The following is a 21,497-nucleotide window of genomic DNA, read 5'->3' as shown; positions in this document are numbered from 1 at the left end:
CAACACAATGTATGCTTGACCTGGATCAACCAAAAGCGCAGATAGCGGAAAAGTGAGTATAAATCACTCACGTTGAAACAGGCGATAAAGGCTAACAACCGTTTGAATCTTAGCAATTTTAAGGGTGAATGGCCTGTCCAGACCACCTGTCGTAAACCAAGTGCTGGATATCCTTTTCTTTTTTACCAACAGAGAAATTTTCAAGCAGCGACCGAAACCATGCCAAAAAAATCGCCCGGATATCCAGGGCGCAGACCACGCTCGCAAACGTTTGCTTTCCCTGTTAGAATTGCGCCGAATTTAACTTTTACCGCAAGAAAAAACGTGGGGAACCAGGCAGTGACCGATAAGACCTCTCTTAGCTATAAAGATGCCGGCGTCGATATTGATGCGGGTAACGCTCTGGTTGATCGAATCAAAGGCGTAGTGAAGAAAACTCGCCGCCCGGAGGTTATGGGCGGTCTGGGCGGTTTCGGTGCGCTGTGCGCGTTGCCGCAAAAATATCGTGAACCGGTACTGGTTTCCGGCACTGACGGCGTAGGCACCAAACTTCGCCTGGCGATGGACTTAAAGCGTCACGACGCTATCGGTATTGATCTGGTGGCGATGTGCGTAAACGATCTGGTCGTTCAGGGCGCGGAACCGCTGTTTTTCCTCGATTACTATGCCACGGGTAAACTGGATGTCGATACCGCTGCCAGCGTGATCAACGGTATTGCCGAAGGCTGCCTGCAATCCGGCTGCGCGCTGGTCGGCGGCGAGACGGCGGAAATGCCGGGCATGTATCACGGCGAAGATTACGATGTGGCGGGTTTCTGCGTCGGCGTAGTCGAAAAATCAGAAATCATCGACGGCTCCCGGGTTGCCGAAGGCGACGTGCTGATTGCGCTCGGCTCCAGCGGCCCGCACTCGAATGGATATTCGCTGGTGCGGAAAATTATTGACGTTAGCGGCTGCGACCCACAAACCACTCTGCTGGAAGGGAAGCCGCTGGCCGATCATCTGCTTGAACCGACCCGTATCTACGTAAAATCGGTTCTGGAACTGATTGAAAACGTCGATGTGCACGCTATCGCCCACCTCACCGGCGGCGGCTTTTGGGAAAATATTCCGCGCGTTCTGCCGGAGAATACCCAGGCGGTAATTAATGAGTCGTCCTGGCAGTGGCCCGCCATCTTTACCTGGCTGCAAACCGCCGGTAATGTCAGCCGACATGAAATGTACCGTACCTTTAACTGCGGCGTCGGCATGGTGATTGCGCTCTCCGCTCCGGAAGCGGACAAAGCGCTTGCTCTGCTAAACGAGAAAGGTGAAAACGCATGGAAAATCGGTATCATCAAAGCCTCTGATTCCGAACAGCGTGTGGTTATTGAATAATGAATATTGTGGTGCTGATTTCCGGCAATGGAAGCAATTTACAGGCGATTATCGATGCCTGCGAAGCGAAGAAAATTAAAGGCACCCTCAGGGCAGTATTCAGCAATAAGGCCGACGCGTTCGGCCTTGAACGCGCCAGAGAAGCCGGCATTCCGGCGCAAGCGCTGACTGCCGATCGGTTTGACAGCCGCGACGCCTTCGATCGCGAGTTGATTCGCAAGATAGACGCGTATGCGCCCGATGTGGTCGTGCTGGCCGGTTTTATGCGTATTCTGAGTCCGATGTTTGTCGCGCATTACTACGGGCGTCTGCTGAACATTCACCCTTCCCTGCTGCCAAAATATCCGGGGTTGCATACCCATCGCCAGGCGCTGGAAAACGGCGATGAGGAGCACGGTACCTCGGTACATTTCGTGACAGACGAACTCGACGGCGGCCCGGTCATTCTCCAGGCGAAGGTGCCGGTTTTTGCCGACGACAGCGAAGATGATATCACCGCACGCGTACAGACTCAGGAACATGCGATTTATCCGCTGGTGATTAGCTGGTTTGCGCAGGGGCGTCTAAAGATGCGCGATAACGCCGCCTGGCTGGACGGGCGTCGTCTGCCGCCGCAAGGTTATGCGTCTGACGAATAATACGTCATCGAACAGGACTGCGTCTGCTTGCCGGATGGCGGCATAAATGCCTATCCGGCCTACTCTTTTCCCTTCCTTTATGCTATCAGTTTATTGTCATATTTTTCTGGCGCAGTTGGACATTAACGCGTAATGCTCGCCATAATCATCAGGCAGTGTCCCGTGAATAAAACGGAGTATAGGTAGTAATGGGTCAGGAAAAGCTATATATCGAGAAAGAACTAAGCTGGTTAGCATTTAACGAACGCGTGTTACAGGAAGCGGCGGACAAATCCAACCCGTTGATTGAGCGGATGCGGTTCCTGGGAATCTATTCTAATAACCTCGACGAGTTCTACAAAGTGCGTTTCGCTGAACTGAAACGACGCATTATTATCAGCGAAGAACAGGGTTCAAATTCTCATTCACGCCATTTGTTAGGCAAAATTCAGTCCCGCGTGTTGAAAGCAGACCAGGAGTTCGACGGCCTGTACAACGAATTACTGCTGGAAATGGCGCGTAATCAAATCTTTCTGATCAACGAGCGTCAGCTCTCGGTGAACCAACAAAGCTGGTTGCGCCACTATTTTAAGCACTATTTGCGCCAGCATATTACCCCGATTCTCATTAACCGGGAGACGGATCTTGTTCAGTTTTTAAAAGATGATTACACCTATCTGGCGGTGGAGATTATCCGTGGCGACACCATCAACTATGCGCTGCTGGAGATACCGTCCGACAAAGTCCCACGCTTCGTTAATCTGCCGCCGGAGACACCGCGCAGACGCAAACCGATGATCCTCTTGGATAATATTCTGCGCTACTGCCTGGATGACATTTTTAAAGGGTTCTTCGACTATGATGCGCTTAATGCCTATTCGATGAAAATGACCCGCGATGCCGAATATGACCTGGTGCATGAGATGGAATCCAGTCTGATGGAGCTGATGTCTTCCAGCCTGAAGCAGCGCCTGACCGCTGAACCTGTGCGCTTTGTCTACCAACGCGATATGCCCGCCGCGCTGGTCGACGTGCTGCGGGAAAAACTGACGATCTCCCGGTATGACTCAATCGTACCCGGCGGGCGCTACCACAATTTTAAAGACTTTATTAATTTTCCGAATGTCGGTAAAGCCAACCTGGTCAATAAGCCGTTACCGCGGTTACGCCATCTTTGGTTTGATAAAGAGAAGTTTCGTAACGGTTTCGACGCGATTCGCGAACGTGATGTGCTGCTCTATTATCCTTATCACACCTTTGAACATGTGCTGGAACTGCTGCGTCAGGCGTCGTTTGACCCAAGCGTGCTGGCGATCAAAATCAATATTTATCGCGTAGCGAAAGACTCGCGCATTATTGACTCGATGATCCATGCCGCCCATAACGGCAAAAAAGTCACCGTGGTGGTGGAGTTGCAGGCGCGCTTCGATGAAGAGGCAAATATTCACTGGGCCAAGCGGTTAACCGAAGCGGGCGTCCACGTTATTTTCTCTGCGCCCGGGCTGAAAATTCACGCCAAACTCTTTCTCATCTCACGAAAAGAGGGCGATGACGTGGTGCGTTATGCGCATATCGGCACCGGTAACTTCAACGAAAAAACGGCGCGGCTGTATACCGATTATTCGCTGCTGACCGCCGATGCGCGCATTACCAATGAAGTGCGCCGGGTCTTTAATTTTATTGAAAACCCCTATCGCCCGGTCACTTTCGATTATTTGATGGTTTCTCCACAAAACTCACGGCGTCTGCTGTATGAGATGATCGATCGTGAAATCGCCAATGCCCAACAAGGCTTACCGTCAGGGATTACCTTAAAGCTTAACAACCTGGTCGATAAAGGGTTGGTCGACAGGCTATACGCCGCGTCGGGTTCGGGCGTCCAGGTCAATCTGCTGGTGCGCGGTATGTGTTCTCTTATTCCGCAACTGGAAGGCATTAGCGATAATATTCGCGCGATTAGCATTGTGGATCGCTATCTGGAACACGATCGGGTTTATATTTTCGAAAACGGCGGTGATAAGCAAGTTTGGCTCTCTTCAGCTGACTGGATGACGCGTAATATTGACTACCGTATCGAAGTCGCTACGCCTATCCTCGACCCGCGGCTTAAACAGCGCGTCCTGGATATCATTGACATTCTGTTTAGCGACACGGTAAAAGCGCGTTTTATCGATAAAGAACTCAGCAACCGCTACGTACCGCGCGGCAATCGCCGTAAAGTCCAGGCGCAGCTGGCAATTTATGACTACATCAAATCACTCGAGCAACCAGACTAACGCTATGCCAATTTACGATAAATCCCCCCGCCCGCAGGAGTTCGCTGCGGTCGATCTCGGCTCAAACAGCTTTCATATGGTTATTGCCCGCGTGGTTGACGGCGCAATGCAGATTATCGGCCGTTTAAAACAGCGCGTCCATCTGGCGGACGGGCTGGGCGCAGATAACAAACTCAGCGAAGAAGCCATGGAACGGGGGCTTAGCTGTCTGTCGCTGTTTGCTGAACGCTTACAAGGTTTCTCCCCTTCCAGCGTCTGTATCGTAGGTACCCATACGTTACGTCAGGCGCAAAATGCCGCTGATTTTCTCAAACGCGCGGAAAAGGTTATTCCCTACCCGATAGAGATTATTTCCGGTAACGAAGAAGCGCGCCTGATTTTTATGGGCGTAGAACATACGCAGCCGGAAAAAGGCCGCAAGCTGGTGATCGATATCGGCGGCGGGTCAACAGAGCTGGTCATTGGCGAAAACTTCGAACCCAGGCTGGTTGAAAGCCGTCGTATGGGCTGCGTGAGCTTCGCGCAGCTCTACTTTCCCGGCGGCATTATCAATAAAGAAAACTTCCAGCGCGCCCGAATGGCGGCGGCGCAAAAACTGGAAACCTTAACCTGGCAGTATCGTATTCAGGGTTGGAACGTGGCGATGGGCGCTTCCGGTACGATTAAGGCCGCTCATGAAGTTCTCCTGGCGCTGGGTGAGAAAGATGGCTTCATTACGCCGGAGCGCCTCGATAAACTGAAGTCAGAAGTGTTGAAGCACCGCTCCTTTAATGCGCTCAGCCTGCCGGGTCTGTCTGAAGAACGAAAAGCGGTCTTTGTGCCGGGCCTGGCGATTCTGTGCGGCGTTTTTGATGCTCTGGCTATCCGCGAGCTTCGCCTTTCCGACGGCGCGTTGCGCGAAGGCGTGCTGTATGAAATGGAAGGCCGCTTCCGCCATCAGGATGTTCGCAGCCGTACCGCAAAAAGTCTGGCCAATCAATACAACATTGACAGAGAACAGGCCAGACGCGTGCTGGAAACCACCATGCAGATGTACGAGCAGTGGCAGGCCCAGCAGCCAAAACTGGCGCATCCGCAGCTTGAAGCGTTGCTCCGCTGGGCGGCAATGCTGCATGAGGTTGGACTGAATATTAATCACAGCGGTTTACATCGCCATTCGGCTTATATTCTGCAACACAGCGATTTGCCCGGCTTTAATCAGGAGCAGCAAATGATGATGGCGACGCTGGTGCGTTACCATCGTAAAGCCATAAAACTGGATGATATGCCCCGCTTTACGCTGTTTAAGAAAAAACAGTATCTGCCGTTAATTCAGCTACTTCGTCTGGGCGTATTACTGAACAACCAGCGGCAGGCGACCACTACGCCGCCGACGCTGCGACTAACGACCGATGACAGCCACTGGACGTTATGTTTTCCGCATGACTGGTTCAGCCAGAATGCGCTGGTACTGCTTGATCTGGAAAAAGAACAGCAGTACTGGGAAGCGGTAACTGGCTGGCGTCTCAATATTGAGGAAGAAAGCTCGCCGGAGATCGCCGCGTAAATTGTGGATCAGACGCCGCGCCGCGGCGTCTGCCTTTACTGAATCTCAGATAATAACTGCGGCTCGCCAATTAAATATCCCTGAAGATAGTCGATCCCCAACGAGAGCACGACGCTTCGTATTTCTTCGCTCTCGACATACTCCGCGACGACCTGCATATTTTTCATTCGCGCTAAATGACAAATAGAAGCCACAATCTGATAATCGAGACTGTTTGACACTATATTGCGAATAAAACTGCCGTCAATTTTAAGAATATCGGCGTCAACGTTTTTCAGCCGCGCATAGCTGGCGTAGCCAGTACCGAAATCATCAATCGCTATCTGACAGCCAAACTGCTGTAGCTGTCCCAGCGTCAACTGCGCCTGCTCAGCATTGGTGAGAGAGTTACTTTCCGTTACCTCAAAAACCAGTTGCCAGGGTTCAACTTGATATTGCGTAAGCAGCTGCTTAACTTCTGCAGGAAAACGAGCGCGGCATACCGATGTTGGCGACAGATTAATGGCAAAACGATGCGCGGGCATATATTCCCGGCTGGCCGCCATAAACCGCAGCGTGTTTTCAATCACCCAGAGATCGATAGCGGAAGACAAACCAAACTCATGCGCCACGGGTAAAAAATTGTCCGGGTTGATAACGTCGCCGTTGTCATCCCTGAGTCGCAGTAAAATTTCATGGTAAACGTCCCCACGAACGCCGAAAATAGGCTGCGCCATCAGGAAAAAATGATCGTGCTCCAACGCCTGTTGCAGCCGATTCATCATCGCAATTCTGCCTTTCAAATCGCGCTGCAGGTGCATTGCGCCGCGCCGCTGTAAATCCTCCGGCGCGTTAGTCGTCAACGAAAGATCGGAACTGGTGCTTAATTCGCCCAGCAGAAGATAAAGGTGGCTAACCGGAGAACGCACGCAGCAGTAGCTCACGCCGACAGGCGGCTGTAGCGGCAGTCCATCCCAGATAAACCGAAACTGCTTAATATGTTTATCCAGCGCTTCAATACGCTGCTGATGCGCCTCTGTATTAAGACGCAGCACCAGGTCGTGCCCTGACATCTGGTAGACGCACTCATTTGAGGCCAGCATCGGCGTAATCCAGTGAGAGAGCTTTTGCTTATACTGGATGCGTAGCATGACGCCATAATTTTTACCCAATAGCTCCAGGCCCGGCACGTGTAAAAAACAGATCGTAGACCAGGGCGCATTTTGGAGCGCGCGGTTTAACGCACGTAAATTGGGAAGATGTACAACCGGGTCAAGATAGGCCAGCCGCCGTGCGCGACCACTCACTACGCGCTGACGCGTGGCCAGTACAGACATATAATTAACAATAAAAGAAAAAACCAGATAGCTCGAAGAGGTAATCGCTAATTGCGTATCATAACCTGAATACCAGGGCATATAACGCTGATAATAATGAATCGACGTAATTAGCACGACGGCCCAGATAATTGAAATAAACTTATAGCCATAGCGCATCGCGCCCCACAGCATGACCGGCAATAATAACGAAAGCGTATAGTTGGTACTAAATATTGAACTATTATCAGTCAATGGCATACACAGTATAAACATTAGTGTAGTCAATACGGCCAGCCAAATAACGATCTCTTTTTTAGTGGCCTTGCTATCAATCTGTAGCTTTAATTGCTGATAATACCCCCGTAGGTGCAGCGGATTGCGGAGAGTACGAATAATAAAATAGCACAATGGCACGCCGACAAGGTTACCGACCAGTAACGCCTGGTAATTAATCAGCGTGTTGATATTAAAGGGCATTACCCCCATCAGGCTGGCTTTGCTTTCGTACATGCCAACAAAAGCGGCAAACTGGTAGATGCCCAGAAATAATGTTGCAGAACAAAATACCTGCCAGAATATTCGTTGAAACAACAGGTGGGCGTCGCCGTGGGAAACATTGTTTCGCCGTGGGGAAAAGACACGATAGCCGCCCCAGCTTAGCACGATAGTGATGATAAAGTGCATCGTCACGGAAAGGGTTTCATACAGCCCTGTCTGCGGGTATCTGCGCCAGAAGATAGCAAGCACAATGCCCGGCAGTGCTGCCCAGCCGAAAAAGAGCATCAGGCTAAGCATAAAAGCTAACGGCAGGTAAAAAAGAACCACATTTCCAGTGCTGGTAAGCGCATAAGTATTTGCGCTACTTAAAACAGGTAGTAAAATCGAAGGAAGGATGAGCGGTAGTCCCCACCATTTATCTCTGATATTTATATAATTTTTATTTAGTTTCATAGATGCTCAGCAGAACCCCCCAATCCCAAAGGGGCGTTAACAGACAGGCATCCCACCTGACTTTAAATTGATGATGCGATATACATCACACGATAGTCATCGATTGTAATTATTAAACAAAAGTAACATTTGATTTAAGTCAATTATTACCTTTCTCCTGCAGCCTTTATTCGCCTTTTTATTCTTTGTTATCATTAATTTATTATTAATGTAAATACTAAAATTATCTTCCATAACAATATAAGATAAATCAACTGACGCAATTTTACATTAAGAGGAATTGACCATCGGTTCGCAGTATGCCTTAATGTAGAGTGAACGCAGGCTTGTTACGTTCTTCGCCTTGATAATACCCTTGAAGAACCCAGCCTGATCCCGCCCATACCGCTGGGCCAACGTTAAGGAACCCTTTGTGAGTCAGGCCAACAGTATGCGAAAACGACATCGATTTAACACTCGCATGACCCGTATCGTACTGCTTATCAGTTTTCTCTTCTTCTTTGGACGTTTCGTCTACTCTTCTATCGGCGCCTGGCAGCACCATCAGGATAAAAAAGAAGCGCAACAATCATCGCTTTCTGTCACCACACCGGGACAACGTTAAGCTGTTATCCGTTAAAAAGCCCGCGCAAGAAAAAGAAGCTTTAGCGTTAACGCAAAAAGACAACCCACTCAATGGGTTCAGGCCATGATCAGACGCTTAAAGAGCAACCGCGGGATATCCTGCCTGGGTGATAAGATCACATGCGCGGTTACTAAGATTCCCTCGACCGAATACAAAACCCGATAGCCTTCAGCGTGCCCCTATCATGTACTGCAAAACAACCCCGATGATCTTTTTTTTCAAAGAGGTGAATCGCTTACTACCCCGTAATTATTAGTTAGAACAAAGAGATTAGGTGTTGTATAATTTTTGGTCATGGTTAGAAGGGGTGAGTAAATGGACACTACTGAAACATTGAATGGTACGTACTTCTACGGCGGGTTATCCAACCTGACACCACAACAACTATGGTGGGCTATCACCATCGCCGTTGTGAGCGATCATCTGGGGATCTCAGCGGTCGATGCTGCACTGGTTATCTCAGGGCAACCAGTTCTACCTACGAGGGGTAAACCTCGTGGGACAACTCCAGGAACATCAATTGCTTCTAAGTACATCAGTAATTGGTTGAACTATAAACTGCCACCTGGGATCAGATTACCAACGTTGACAGGCAAAACCATCAACTCATTACAGCTAAGCTCAACGAATAATTTAGGTCGTTTCGTTGGTCGTAATGTACCCTGGCTCGGTTGGGTTATGACATTCACTACGATTTATGATATCCAGCGTGATATTAAAGATACATTTAATCGTGTGGCGGTTCCTAAAGATCGCATTCAGTGGACGTACTTCTAATGAGAGATATTAAGAAAGAAATTATCGATTTTATCGATCAGGAATATAACACTAAAAAGTACTTTCTCTGTGGGCCAAAGCGAACCATCACGCTTGATACCAGTATTAGGGATGATCTTAAACTCGTTTTTGAAGATAGTGAAGAACTTCTACAAGAGTACTTCAAGCGTTGGAATGTAGATCCAGAAGGATTTGACATACTCAACTATCTGAATCCAGAGTACTTTGGAAGTAAAGAGCCTGATCCGCGTAAGCCACTAACGGTTGGTATGCTCGTTGAAAGTGCTAAAGCTGGACGTTGGTTATATAGTTGAAGAATAAAGTTATTATATTTTAAATACCCCTTATTTGGGCTGAATCGCCACGGATAACCTGGGCACTTCTGAGTCGTTGGTAGATCTTTTTCTTTATCCGTTCACGCTTCAGTAGCTGGAAAAAGCTTTCTGCAACCGCATTGTCATGACAGTTGCCACGACGGCTCATACTGCCCTCCAGTCCGTGCGATTTCAGCCATTCATAGCGGGTGTACTGACTATCCTGATCAGAATGAACCAGCACCTGTTTTTGGGATGACGTCGCCACACGGCCATCAGAAGCGCATTCAGGACAATATCTTTTGTCATTCGTGGTTGCATTGACCAGCCGATAACTTTGCGCGAGAACAAATCAACGACCACGGCAAGATACAGCCAACCTTCGTGGGTTCGTAATTACGTCAAATTTGCCGCCAGAAGCTGTGCACTACACAGAAAACTCATCTATGCACATAAATAAAAACCCTCTGCAAAAACAGAGGGTTAAATTCACCTTTACCTGTTCATGAAAACACAGGAAGGGTTATCGGCTTATTCCCACTCAATGGTAGCCGGTGGTTTACCGCTGATGTCATACACCACACGGGAAATCCCGTTGACTTCATTGATGATACGGTTGGAAACACGACCGAGGAAGTCATACGGCAGGTGCGCCCAGTGTGCGGTCATAAAGTCGATGGTTTCGACGGCACGCAGAGAGACAACCCAGTCATACTTACGACCATCGCCCATGACGCCAACGGAGCGTACTGGCAGGAAGACGGTGAACGCCTGGCTGACTTTGTCGTACAGATCCGCCTTACGCAGCTCTTCAATGAAGATAGCGTCCGCGCGACGCAGCAGGTCGCAGTACTCTTTCTTCACTTCGCCCAGTACGCGTACGCCGAGGCCCGGCCCCGGGAACGGGTGACGGTACAGCATGTCGTACGGCAGGCCCAGCTCCAGACCAATCTTACGCACTTCGTCTTTGAACAGCTCTTTCAGCGGTTCAACCAGCCCCATCTTCATCTCTTTCGGCAGGCCGCCGACATTGTGGTGAGATTTGATGACGTGCGCTTTACCGGTTGCAGACGCCGCAGATTCGATAACGTCAGGGTAGATGGTGCCCTGCGCCAGCCATTTCACGTCTTCCAGTTTGAGCGCTTCTTCGTCGAATACTTCAACGAAAACGCGACCGATGATCTTACGCTTGGCTTCCGGATCGTTTTCGCCAGCCAGCGCTGACAGGAAGCGATCTTCCGCCGGTACGTGAACAATGTTCAGACCAAAATGGTCGCCAAACATGTCCATCACCTGCTCGGCTTCGTTGAGGCGCAACAGGCCGTTATCGACGAAAACACAGGTCAGATTTTTACCGATCGCACGGTGCAGCAGCATTGCGGTGACGGAAGAATCCACGCCGCCGGAGAGACCGAGGATCACTTTATCGTCGCCTACCTGCTCGCGAATGCGCGCCACGGCGTCGTCGATGATCTTCGCCGGCGTCCACAACGCTTCACACTGGCAGATATCGCGTACAAAACGCTCCAGCATGCGCATACCCTGGCGGGTGTGAGTCACTTCCGGGTGGAACTGTACGCCGTAGAAGCGTTTTTCTTCGTTGGCCATAATGGCGAACGGACAGCTCTCGGTGCTGGCGACGGTCACGAAGTCGGACGGAATCGCCGTCACTTTATCGCCGTGGCTCATCCACACGTCCAGCAGCGGTTTGCCGTCGGCGGTCAGGGAATCTTCAATACCGCGAACCAGCGCGCTGTCGGTCAACACTTCGACCTGCGCGTAACCAAATTCACGCTCATTAGAACCTTCTACATGACCGCCAAGCTGCATCGCCATGGTCTGCATCCCGTAGCAGACGCCAAATACCGGCACGCCTGCTTCAAAGACATACTGCGGCGCACGCGGGCTGTTTTCTTCGGTGGTGCTTTCCGGGCCGCCGGAAAGAATAATGCCGCTTGGGTTGAAGTCACGAATTTGTGCTTCTGTCACATCCCACGCCCACAGTTCGCAGTAAACACCCAGCTCACGCACGCGGCGCGCAACCAGTTGAGTGTACTGAGAACCGAAGTCCAGAATGAGGATGCGATGCTTATGAATGTTTTCCGTCATTGACGCTTATTCCGAGGCAAGTGAAACAGATTAAATAAATCGCCCGACGCGAAGGTCGGGCGAAGAAAATCAGGAGCCCAGACGGTAGTTCGGGGACTCTTTGGTGATGGTCACGTCGTGAACGTGGCTTTCCTGGATACCCGCACCGCTGATACGCACAAACTCCGCTTTAGTACGCAGTTCGTCGATGGTAGCACAACCGGTCAGCCCCATACAGGAGCGCAGGCCGCCCATCTGCTGGTGAATGATCTCTTTCAGGCGACCTTTGTAGGCTACGCGACCTTCGATACCTTCCGGCACCAGTTTGTCAGCGGCGTTGTCGCTTTGGAAGTAACGGTCGGAAGAACCTTTGGACATCGCACCCAGAGAGCCCATACCGCGGTAAGATTTGTACGAACGGCCCTGGTAGAGTTCGATTTCGCCCGGGGATTCTTCGGTACCGGCCAGCATAGAGCCCACCATGACAGCGCTCGCGCCTGCGGCGATGGCTTTGGCGATGTCGCCGGAGAAACGAATACCGCCGTCAGCGATAACCGGAATCCCGGTGCCTTCCAGCGCTTCTACCGCGTCGGAAACAGCGGTGATCTGCGGAACGCCCACACCAGTCACGATACGAGTGGTACAGATGGAACCCGGGCCGATACCCACTTTCACCGCGCTGCAACCGGCTTCCGCCAGTGCGCGGGCGCCTGCGCCAGTGGCGACGTTGCCGCCGATGATTTGCAGGTCAGGATATTTAGCGCGCGTTTCACGGATACGTTGCAACACACCTTCCGAATGACCGTGAGAGGAGTCGATCAGCAGGACGTCAACTCCTGCCGCCACCAGCGCGTCAACGCGCTCTTCGTTGCCCGCGCCTGCGCCGACCGCCGCGCCGACACGTAAACGGCCCTGCTCATCTTTACAGGAGTTTGGTTTACGTTCCGCTTTCTGGAAATCTTTTACGGTAATCATGCCAAGCAGATGGAAGTTATCATCAACGACCAGCGCTTTTTCTACGCGTTTTTCGTGCATTTTTGCCAGCACGACTTCACGGGCTTCGCCTTCACGAACGGTCACCAGACGCTCTTTCGGCGTCATGTAGACACTTACCGGCTGGTTCAGGTCAGTCACAAAACGCACGTCACGACCGGTGATGATCCCCACCAGCTCGTTATCTTCAGTCACCACCGGATAGCCCGCAAAACCGTTACGCTCGGTCAGGGCTTTCACTTCATGCAACGTGGTGGTTGGCAGGACGGTCTGCGGGTCGGTCACTACGCCGGACTCGTGTTTCTTCACGCGGCGAACTTCTTCCGCCTGGCGCTCAATGGACATGTTTTTGTGGATAAAACCAATGCCGCCTTCCTGGGCCAGGGCAATTGCCAGGCGCGCTTCCGTCACGGTGTCCATCGCCGCAGAAAGCATAGGAATATTCAGACGAATAGTTTTCGTCAACTGCGTGCTGAGATCGGCAGTATTCGGCAAAACGGTGGAGTGAGCGGGAACAAGGAGGACGTCGTCAAACGTCAGGGCTTCTTTAGCGATACGTAGCATGGGCAATATCTCACCTGGGAGGTTAATAAATATTGCCGCGGCATTATACAGAACGTAATCGGTTGCATCTACATTTTTTTGCAAATAGTGCTTGCGATCCCCCGTGAGCAGGTTACTATCGATTGAATAACCTGCTGATTTAGAATTTGATCCCGCTCACATGTTATCCTCTCAAACTTCCTCAATTTTTACCGTAAGCCGCCTTAACCAGACGGTTCGTCTGCTGTTAGAACAGGAGATGGGACAGGTATGGATCAGCGGCGAGATTTCTAATTTCACGCAGCCTGCGTCGGGTCACTGGTACTTTACGCTCAAAGACGATACCGCTCAGGTGCGCTGTGCGATGTTCCGTAACAGCAACCGCCGGGTGACGTTCCGCCCGCAGCACGGGCAGCAGGTGCTGGTACGCGCCAACATTACGCTGTACGAGCCGCGCGGCGATTATCAAATCATCGCCGAAAGTATGCAGCCGGCTGGCGAAGGCTTGTTGCAGCAGAAATATGAGCAGCTAAAAGCCAAACTGCAGGCCGAAGGCTTGTTCGATCAGCAGCATAAACAACCGTTGCCCTCCCCGGCCCACTGCGTGGGGGTGATCACCTCGAAAACCGGCGCGGCGCTGCACGATATTCTCCACGTGCTAAAGCGTCGTGACCCATCCCTGCCCGTAATTATCTACCCGACGGCGGTCCAGGGCGACGACGCGCCGGGGCAGATCGTTCGTGCTATCGAACTGGCGAACGCGCGGGGCGAGTGTGATGTACTGATCGTCGGACGCGGCGGCGGTTCGCTGGAAGATTTGTGGAGTTTTAACGACGAACGCGTGGCGCGGGCGATTTTTGCCAGCCGCATTCCGGTAGTCAGCGCCGTCGGCCACGAAACCGACGTCACGATAGCTGATTTTGTCGCCGACCTGCGCGCGCCTACGCCATCAGCAGCGGCAGAAATTGTCAGCCGTAACCAGCAGGAGTTGTTGCGTCAGATCCAGTCCGCCCAGCAGCGTCTGGGCATGGCGATGGACTACTACCTCGCTAACCGTAGCCGCCGTTTCACGCAGATTTTTCACCGTCTGCAACAGCAACATCCGCAACTGCGTCTGGCCCGTCAGCAAACCGCCCTGGAACGTTTACGCCAACGGATGGGATTTGCGCTTGAGGCCAGGATTAAGCAGGCCACTCAGCGCCAACAGCGCGTAAGTCAACGCCTGAGCCAGCAAAATCCGCAGCCGCGCATTCACCGCGCGCAGTCGCGCATCCAACAGCTGGAATATCGTCTGACGGAGAATATCCGCTCACGGTTAAGCGAACAGCGCGAGCGTTTCGGCAACGCGGTCACGCATCTGGAAGCGGTCAGCCCGTTAGCCACGCTGGCGCGCGGCTATACGGTTTCGACGACAACGAACGGCAAGGTGCTGAAAAAGATCAAACAGGTCAAAGCAGGCGATATTATGACCACGCGACTGGAGGACGGCTGGCTTGAAAGTGAAGTCAAATCCGTCACGCCGGGCACGTAATCCAACGCTCCCCCACCCTTTGCAGCGCGATGTTGGGTTTCGACTTCGCCTCAGCCAACCTACGCGCCACGTCGGATAAGGTGTAACCACAATTCGACGATCAACCGGTTTGTCATTCGCCTCAAAACCGGGCAGGGAACGCCCGCCCGGTTTTGTCTAGCTTACCAGTTATAGCGCAGATTGAGGCTACCGTTCAGATCGCCAAAGTCATTGCTGCCAGTCTGCCCGGCAACCTGAGCGCGAACGCTCCACTGCTTATCGATATCTGCCTGCAGACCCACTTTCAGCTCCGCACGGTTAGCCGGAAGATCCTGTTTTACCGTGGCATCATCAAACGATACCGACACATCATCGCTGGTGTGCAGCCAGTTAGCTTCAGCAAACGGCTGGATAACCGTACGGCTGCCTTTGTACAGCTTGCCGTCAACACGCAGACCCAGGCGCGTTGTCCAACTGTCGCCATCCTGACCATCGATCCGGGTGCCGTAGTTATCCTTCACGCTATCCGCTGAGTAATTCTGCCAGACAACCTGCGCCTGCGGCGTCAGACTGACAGTATTGCCGTTGCTAAGCGCAATATCGTAGCGATAACCAGTTTCCAGCGAGACGGCGTTAGCGGTTGAATCATAAGATTCAGATCCCGCATCACCGCTCTCTACGCTGTTGTTGTAGAAACCATATTGATACCAGCTATCGACATACGCGCCGCTATGCGTTTGGGCATCGGCAAACCAGGTGGCATAGACACCGAGGTTGTAGCCGTCTACGTTGGCGCTACTGGTGAACTGGCTACCGTCTGCGCCACGGTTACCGGTGCTGTCGGTATCGGCGTTGATGTAGCTCGCCATGACGCCAACGGTAACGCTCTGCTGGCCGTTACCCCAGGCCAGAATGTCGCCGCCTAACTGGAACTGGGAGTAGTTGCTGTCCATATCGATATTGCCGCTGACAGCCTCGGATTCCGCTTTACCCGCTTTGAAGCGCGCCCATACGCTGCCATCGGCATTACGATACTGGCTGCCCTCGCGGTCATAGAGGGTCTGCATTTGCAGGTTGCGCGCCATCCACTGGTTGCCCATGTACGCGCCGATATCCGCACGGTACTGCGGTGCGACATCGCCGCCATCGTCCGGAGGCGTGACATCGCCGCCGTCGCCGCCGTCGTCCGGAGGCGTGACATTACCGCCATCGCCGCCATCGTCCGGAGGTGTGACATTACCGCCATCGTCACCGCCATCCGAAGGCGTGTCATCACCGCCGCTGTCGTCATCATCAGACTGTGCTTTTGACGCCAGATACCAGTCGTTGTCACTTTCATTCCAGTACAGACGGTAGGTATACAGACCGGCGTTAACCTCATTTTTTAGCTCAAACGCATCGCTGGTCGATACGCCGCCAACATCCACCACTTCGATACCGTTAGTGGTCTGTGCTCCATCGCCGATGCCGTTGATGTACAGATCGGTGGTGCCGGAGGCATCGCCGGTAATGACCAACTTATCGGTTGCCGAATCATCGTCGCCCAGGACGGTATTCAGGTAAAGCGAGCCGCCGTTGCCGGTGTAATTGCCATCAACATAAAGCGTATTGCCAGGCGTGCTGGAGCTGCTACCGCTGGTCATTGTCCCCATGTTGATCAGATCGCCATTGAGGGTGAAGATAGCGCCTGTCTCCTCGCTGTCGCCAAAGACCAGCGTCCCTTCGTTGGTCACCTTACCGTTAACGGTAGTACCGTTGCTGCCGCCGAAGGTCGCCCCGGAAGCGACGTTCACCGCCTGCTGGCTGCCCATTTCGCCAATCGAGCCGTCTCCGGACAGCCACAGCGTGCCTTCCTGTACGTTAGTATCGCCGGTGTAGGTGTTCGCGCCGCTCAGCGTCAGTTTACCCGCGCCCAGTTTGGTCAGCGATTTACCGTCCCAGTCGCCGTTGCCGGTTTTATCGCCCAGTACGCTGGTGACTTCAAAACTGTCGCCTGCGCCCAGGGTAAACGTGCCGTGTGCTGGCGTCGCTGACGTGGCGGTCGCATTCCAGCTCAGCCCTTCGGTAAGCAAATATTCTGACGCATCTGCAGGATTGATTGTCCCGGTTACGGTCAGATAGTCCGGCTGGTCGGTGAGGTTCATCGTCAGGCTGGTAAAGTCGCCGCTGATATCGCTGTCCATATCCATCAGTTTAAAGGACTGGAACTCCGCGTCGGAGGCGCGCGCTTGCAGGCTGGCGTCGCTGACGACCAAATCGCCGCCAAGCGTGGCGCTGCCGCCGGTGATCAGCGGTTGCACTGAGTCACTATTCAGCTCAACGTTCAGCGTACTGCCATCTTGCTGAATTAACGCGCTGTCGCCGAGATCCAACGAGGTGCCGAGCGCCAGTTGGGTCGTCGCGCCGCTATGAGTGGTGATGCCGCCCACCGCGCTGACTTCGCCGTCTACGTCCAGCACCAGCGTGGCGTTATTGTCTACCAGACCGGTGCCCAGCGCCGTCGTACTGGCGGCGACCAGCGTACCTTCATTGATGGTGGTGCCGCCGCTGTAGTCGTTGTCGCCGGAGAGGATCAGCGTGCCTGCGCCTTCTTTGGTCAGCGATTTACCGTCCCATCTGCTACCCGGATCCAGCGTGTCATCAACGTCTGTCAGTGTAGCCGCAACGTTAAAGCTGCCGTCAGGGTCGCTCAGGGTAAAGGTGCCGTGGGCGTCGGTAGTGGCGTTGTCTCTGTCCGCATACCAGGAAAGGGAGGCCGTCAGGTCATAGTTGGTGTTGTCCGTTTCATCGACTTTTCCGTCGATAGTCAGGAAGTCAACATCTTCGCGGTTCATCCCTGCAATGGTCAGATCGTCGAAATCGGTCGTAATGGCGCTGTCGCTGTTAATCAGCGTGTAAGTGTATGCCTCAGGCGTCCAACTGTCTGTAACGCTGCCGATGCCGGTAACATTCAGCGTGCCGCCCAGCGTGACGCTGTCGGCGATAATGGCGCTTTCACCGTTGGCCTTACTGAGGTCAATATTCAGCGTACTATCGGCTTGCTGAGTCAGCGAGTCGACGTTGAGCGTCGTACCTTTGGCCAGCTCAGTCGTTGCTCCAGACTGGGTCGTGACATTCGCAAGGTTGAATTCGCCCTCCGCGTCCAGCTTCAGCGTACCCGCGTTATAGACATCACCGCCGCCCAGCGCGTTAACGTTGGCAGCAATCAGCACACCGTCGTCAATGGTGGTGCCGCCGGAGTAACTGTTATCGCCGCTTAACGTCAGCTCGCCCGTACCGGTTTTCACCAGCGAGCCGCTGCCGGAAAGCGTATTTTCCAGCTCGCCCTCGCCCACCTTAAGCACGCCGCTGTTGTCGATATCGCCGCTGCCTAACGAATCCGCATGGTCAGCCGTCAGCGTACCGCCGGAAATAGTGGTGCCGCCGGAGTAATTGTTATCGCCGGTCACGATCAGCTCATCGCTACCGCTTTTGACAATTTGGCCCTCGCCGGTCACGTTGTTATCCAGCGTGCCCTGGCTCAGCGCAAGCTTTGCGTTTTCTGCAATCATCACATCGCCAGTGCCGAGCGAGGCGGCGTCTTTGGCGGCCAGAATGCCGCCGACAATTTCAGTGTCGCCGTAGTCGTTGCCGGTGTTGCTGAGGATCAGCGTGCCGTCGCCCTGTTTGGTTAGCTTGCTGCCATCCCAGTCGGAGTTAGCCGTGGTTTCGTCCAGTTCGCTGGTGACGGTAAAGGTACTGTCTGCATCAACGGTAAAAGTGCCATGCGCAGCGCGCGCAGAATTTGCGCCCGCGTACCAACTCAAGCCCGTAGACAACTCGTAGTTGGTATTATCATTCGCATCAACGCCCGCGTTGATCGTAAGGTAATCCGGCATAGCAGAGGTGTCGGCATCCAGCGTTACGCTGTCAAAATCGGTAGTGATCGCAGTTTGCGAATCAATCAGCGTGACCGATCCAAAGTGTTCGTCGGTTTCGGGCGCGACAAAGGTGGCCGTTGAGCTAAGGTTCAACGTCCCGCCCAGCGTGACGTTGGCGGCTTTGATAATTGGCGAGCTGTTGGCGGTATCCAGCGTCGCGTTTATCTGGCTGCCGTCCTGCAAGGTCAGGGTATTATCCACCGTCAGCAGCGTACCTGTCGAACCGCTCGCGTTGCCCAGCGTAATGCCGCCGTCGTTGGTCAGGTTGCCGACGGTTGACGGGTCGGTCATGTTCCACAGGCTGGTATCGTCGAGCGACAGCGTAGTAAACATCGCATCTACACTACCGGTTAACGTGGACCCCTGGCTTAAAGAGAGAGATGACGATGACATGTCAGTCTGGACAATGTTGCCGGTCAGCATCGTTTTTTCGGCCTGAATAGTCGCTTTGCTGCCCAGCTTGATCACTTCCGGCGCTTCAAATGTGCTGTCGGTCACCACAATAGGACCGTTAATCGTGGTATCGGCGTCTATGTGCAGCGCGATCCCCTGCCCTGTTTTGTCCGTGTCGGCGTTAATCACGCTGTTGCTTATTGTCAGCGCGTTGAGATCCTCATACCCGTCAAGTTTTCTTTTGCTGGTGATAAAGATGCCATCGCTGTCGGCGTTAATGGTGACGTCGTTGATCCTGGCGTCCGACGCCAGAATATACACGCCCGTACCGGCAGAGGTAATGTTGCCGCCTGAAATATCCAGGGTGGTGGCGTTGTTGGCCCGCACCGCCGCGCCGCTGGCGTTGGTATGCGTTATGGTCGCGTTGGTGAGATTAAGATCGGCCTTATTGCTGCCCTGAATGGTGTCCTTCGTACCTGTAGAGCTGACCGAGCTATCAGACAGGTTCAGGGTGGAACCCGCATTTGCCGCGTCGGTACCGGCAACAACGTTTATCTGGCCTTGCGCCAGGGTGATTGTGCTACCGTCCAGCACGTTCAGCGTACTGCCTTGTTGCACCTGCGCGCTGCTGCTGTTAGCTGCCTCAACGATGGTGCCGTCCAGCGTTGCTTCTGACCCCGTATACAGCGTCATTATGCCGTAATTGCCGTCAATCTTTAGCGTACTGTCCGTTAACGTCAGTTTGCTGCCATCCGCTGCGGAAATACCCAGAGAATAAATACTATCAGTGGTTATCTCCGTGTCGGTAAGATCAAGGATGGCGTAATGATCTATCGAAATGGCTTTGGAAACGTACTTACCGCCATCCGGAGCATTTGCCCCGCCCCCGGTCGTTTCAATGACGAGCCCCGTCCCTGTGACCGTAGTGGGCTGCCAGCCGACGGTGGCGACACCCGAGACATAGAGTGCCGCGCCATCCTCAACTCCCGAATAGGCCATCGGCGGCGTTGACTTATCCAGAACGTGGGTCTGTGCATCAGCATATGATACCTGATTATCGGCCATGGCCAGCGGGCTGAAAAATCCGAGCGCAGCAGCCACGGCGCAAGCCAGCGCCGCTCGCGTAGCTTTTATTATTTGTCCATATTCGGACTTTTTATTTGGGGAATGGGTTTCACTCGCGCATACTTGCGCTTTAACTTTGCTGTGGCCTCGCGCCAGTTCTGAAGCCACAACATACATATTTCGCACGGCGCTCCAGACAATACTGTAGGTCCTGTTCAATTTTTAAATTTCCTTTTAATAACGTTCACGAAGCAAACTGGATTTTGATTGGCTGTAAATAGCTTTTAAATGGTGTATATAAATGAGATAAATAATAAATAACAAAAATATGGTTCTATGAATAATTGCAATCACCTGTAACAATATATTATCAAAGCCAAATTATTAACCAATTTCAAGGCCTATTTCAATATCAGGTCAACTTTTGATTAATTTATAATTGATATAAATATATCCATCTCTTTTATATATATTTATATTGTGAATATCATTTAATGATTTCATATATTGAGATAAATAGATGCGCGAGGCAAAAAGGGGTAATTATCATGCGACACCTGGCGTTATTTTAAATATACTCGTCATACTTCAAGTTGCATGTGCTGCGGCTGCGTTCCCTCCCCCAGTCACTTACTTTAGTAAGCTCCCGGAGATTCGCTCGCTTGCCGCCTTCCTGCAACTCGAATTATTTAGAGTATATAGGTAGCGCCAGACGCGTAATACGTTACTCCACACACGTCGCATAACCTGCTGTGCTTGCCGGCTTAATGGCGCAGTTTTGTTGCCTGGTATTCTCATCCACTCCGCAATACATGCCGCCGCTCGAGGTTGATTTAGATAAACAGGGATAGCCCTGCGTCGGCCAGCCTAACGAGCTACAGGATTCGCCGCATCAGAGCGCAACTGAACGCTACCCTGATATACCAGGATCGTTACACTATCGGCCTGAGGCGGAGTGCCGTTAATAGCCGCAGTTTGCTCAGTGAGTTCCTGCCATGCGCCGCTGCTTCGCACGGCCTGCGCGAAGAAAGGCGTTAAACTGAGGGCGCATAGCAGCAGCCAGAATAAAAAACCGACACACTTTTTCGATTTCACTGACGTACCTGAGAAAGGTCCATTTCGTTGCAGTTCATTCCGTGAATACAAAAACGTAAAAATGCATCGCTACCGGAACAACGCCAGCCGCAAGGGATACCCAGGTTGG

At 52.6% G+C, this 21,497-nt stretch carries 13 protein-coding genes and 3 pseudogenes; 8 read left to right on the top strand and 8 right to left on the bottom strand.

Going from position 1 to position 21,497, the window contains the following annotated elements:
* The first annotated feature begins 339 nt into the window (after window positions 1–339).
* From purM to ppx, 4 genes are all read left to right on the top strand, one after another.
* On the top strand, window positions 340–1,377 hold the full coding sequence (gene purM, locus NA330_RS20005; protein WP_000130477.1) for a phosphoribosylformylglycinamidine cyclo-ligase: 1,038 nt from the start codon (window positions 340–342) through the stop codon (window positions 1,375–1,377).
* A complete protein-coding gene (gene purN, locus NA330_RS20000) occupies window positions 1,377–2,015 on the top strand; it encodes a phosphoribosylglycinamide formyltransferase (protein WP_001028589.1) in 639 nt (212 codons plus the stop codon). The genes purM and purN overlap by 1 nt, the downstream gene beginning before the upstream one ends.
* A gap of 188 nt (window positions 2,016–2,203) precedes the next feature.
* Entirely contained in the window at window positions 2,204–4,270 is a 2,067-nt protein-coding gene (gene ppk1, locus NA330_RS19995; RefSeq protein WP_000529555.1) for a polyphosphate kinase 1, read from the top strand.
* A gap of 4 nt (window positions 4,271–4,274) precedes the next feature.
* Window positions 4,275–5,816, top strand: coding sequence for an exopolyphosphatase (gene ppx, locus NA330_RS19990; RefSeq protein ID WP_023181768.1), 1,542 nt, complete (start codon window positions 4,275–4,277; stop codon window positions 5,814–5,816).
* Window positions 5,817–5,851: 35 nt separating this feature from the next.
* On the opposite strand, the gene NA330_RS19985 is transcribed toward ppx, so the two are convergent.
* Both NA330_RS19985 and NA330_RS19980 read right to left on the bottom strand, forming a co-directional pair.
* Window positions 5,852–8,065 carry a bifunctional diguanylate cyclase/phosphodiesterase gene (locus NA330_RS19985; RefSeq protein WP_023241625.1) on the bottom strand — a complete coding sequence of 738 codons (2,214 nt, stop codon included), beginning with the start codon at window positions 8,063–8,065 and terminating at the stop codon, window positions 5,852–5,854.
* Between the two features lie 96 nt (window positions 8,066–8,161).
* The gene (locus NA330_RS19980; protein ID WP_001540598.1) at window positions 8,162–8,299 is read right to left on the bottom strand and encodes a hypothetical protein; all 138 of its coding nucleotides are present in this window, start codon (window positions 8,297–8,299) and stop codon (window positions 8,162–8,164) included.
* Between the two features lie 178 nt (window positions 8,300–8,477).
* Between NA330_RS19980 and NA330_RS19975 the strand changes: the two genes are divergently transcribed.
* The gene (locus NA330_RS19975) at window positions 8,478–8,669 is read left to right on the top strand and encodes a YfgG family protein (protein WP_000075924.1); all 192 of its coding nucleotides are present in this window, start codon (window positions 8,478–8,480) and stop codon (window positions 8,667–8,669) included.
* A gap of 77 nt (window positions 8,670–8,746) precedes the next feature.
* Here the strand turns inward: NA330_RS19975 and NA330_RS19970 are convergent.
* Window positions 8,747–8,866, bottom strand: a pseudogene (locus NA330_RS19970) (hypothetical protein); the annotation flags it as partial.
* Between the two features lie 139 nt (window positions 8,867–9,005).
* Here NA330_RS19970 and NA330_RS19965 point away from each other — a divergent pair.
* Window positions 9,006–9,467, top strand: a complete 462-nt coding sequence (locus NA330_RS19965; RefSeq protein WP_000381628.1) for an STM2901 family protein — start codon at window positions 9,006–9,008, stop codon at window positions 9,465–9,467.
* On the top strand, window positions 9,452–9,781 hold the full coding sequence (locus NA330_RS19960; protein ID WP_023994424.1) for a DUF1493 family protein: 330 nt from the start codon (window positions 9,452–9,454) through the stop codon (window positions 9,779–9,781). Before NA330_RS19965 ends, NA330_RS19960 begins: the two co-directional genes overlap by 16 nt.
* Window positions 9,782–9,857: 76 nt before the next feature.
* On the opposite strand, the pseudogene NA330_RS19955 reads toward NA330_RS19960, so the two are convergent.
* The 3 genes and pseudogenes from NA330_RS19955 to guaB all read right to left on the bottom strand — a co-directional run.
* Window positions 9,858–10,177 (bottom strand): annotated as a pseudogene (locus NA330_RS19955) (DDE-type integrase/transposase/recombinase); the annotation flags it as partial.
* Window positions 10,178–10,312: 135 nt separating this feature from the next.
* Window positions 10,313–11,890, bottom strand: coding sequence for a glutamine-hydrolyzing GMP synthase (gene guaA, locus NA330_RS19950; RefSeq protein WP_000138293.1), 1,578 nt, complete (start codon window positions 11,888–11,890; stop codon window positions 10,313–10,315).
* A 69-nt stretch (window positions 11,891–11,959) separates the two neighbouring features.
* Entirely contained in the window at window positions 11,960–13,426 is a 1,467-nt protein-coding gene (gene guaB / locus NA330_RS19945; RefSeq protein ID WP_000944174.1) for an IMP dehydrogenase, read from the bottom strand.
* Window positions 13,427–13,586: 160 nt separating this feature from the next.
* On the opposite strand from guaB, the gene xseA reads away from it, so the two are divergent.
* Complete coding sequence (gene xseA / locus NA330_RS19940) at window positions 13,587–14,936, top strand: exodeoxyribonuclease VII large subunit (RefSeq protein WP_020899077.1); 1,350 nt, start codon at window positions 13,587–13,589, stop codon at window positions 14,934–14,936.
* Window positions 14,937–15,097: 161 nt separating this feature from the next.
* Here xseA and shdA read toward each other — a convergent pair whose 3' ends face one another.
* Together shdA and NA330_RS19930 are read right to left on the bottom strand one after the other, a co-directional pair.
* Window positions 15,098–20,512: a fibronectin-binding autotransporter adhesin ShdA gene (shdA, locus tag NA330_RS19935; RefSeq protein WP_071786993.1), complete on the bottom strand. Its 5,415-nt coding sequence runs from the start codon at window positions 20,510–20,512 to the stop codon at window positions 15,098–15,100.
* Between the two features lie 657 nt (window positions 20,513–21,169).
* Window positions 21,170–21,388: pseudogene (locus NA330_RS19930) on the bottom strand (hypothetical protein); the annotation flags it as partial.
* Between the last annotated feature and the right edge of the window lie 109 nt (window positions 21,389–21,497).

It is taken from the genome of Salmonella sp. NW722, assembly GCF_051702785.1.
Taxonomy (GTDB): Bacteria; Pseudomonadota; Gammaproteobacteria; order Enterobacterales; family Enterobacteriaceae; genus Salmonella; species Salmonella enterica.
Note: the sequence above shows the minus strand (reverse complement) of the source record. Positions and strands in the feature narration are given on the sequence as shown.

Excerpts from the sequence above, each read along its gene's own strand:
- purN (WP_001028589.1), top strand. The coding sequence starts at position 1,377 with ATGAATATTGTGGTGCTGATTTCCGGCAATGGAAGCAATTTACAGGCG.
- ppk1 (WP_000529555.1), top strand. The coding sequence starts at position 2,204 with ATGGGTCAGGAAAAGCTATATATCGAGAAAGAACTAAGCTGGTTAGCA.
- ppx (WP_023181768.1), top strand. The coding sequence starts at position 4,275 with ATGCCAATTTACGATAAATCCCCCCGCCCGCAGGAGTTCGCTGCGGTC.
- NA330_RS19985 (WP_023241625.1), bottom strand. The coding sequence starts at position 8,065 with ATGAAACTAAATAAAAATTATATAAATATCAGAGATAAATGGTGGGGA.
- NA330_RS19980 (WP_001540598.1), bottom strand. The coding sequence starts at position 8,299 with ATGGAAGATAATTTTAGTATTTACATTAATAATAAATTAATGATAACA.
- NA330_RS19965 (WP_000381628.1), top strand. The coding sequence starts at position 9,006 with ATGGACACTACTGAAACATTGAATGGTACGTACTTCTACGGCGGGTTA.
- guaA (WP_000138293.1), bottom strand. The coding sequence starts at position 11,890 with ATGACGGAAAACATTCATAAGCATCGCATCCTCATTCTGGACTTCGGT.
- guaB (WP_000944174.1), bottom strand. The coding sequence starts at position 13,426 with ATGCTACGTATCGCTAAAGAAGCCCTGACGTTTGACGACGTCCTCCTT.
- xseA (WP_020899077.1), top strand. The coding sequence starts at position 13,587 with ATGTTATCCTCTCAAACTTCCTCAATTTTTACCGTAAGCCGCCTTAAC.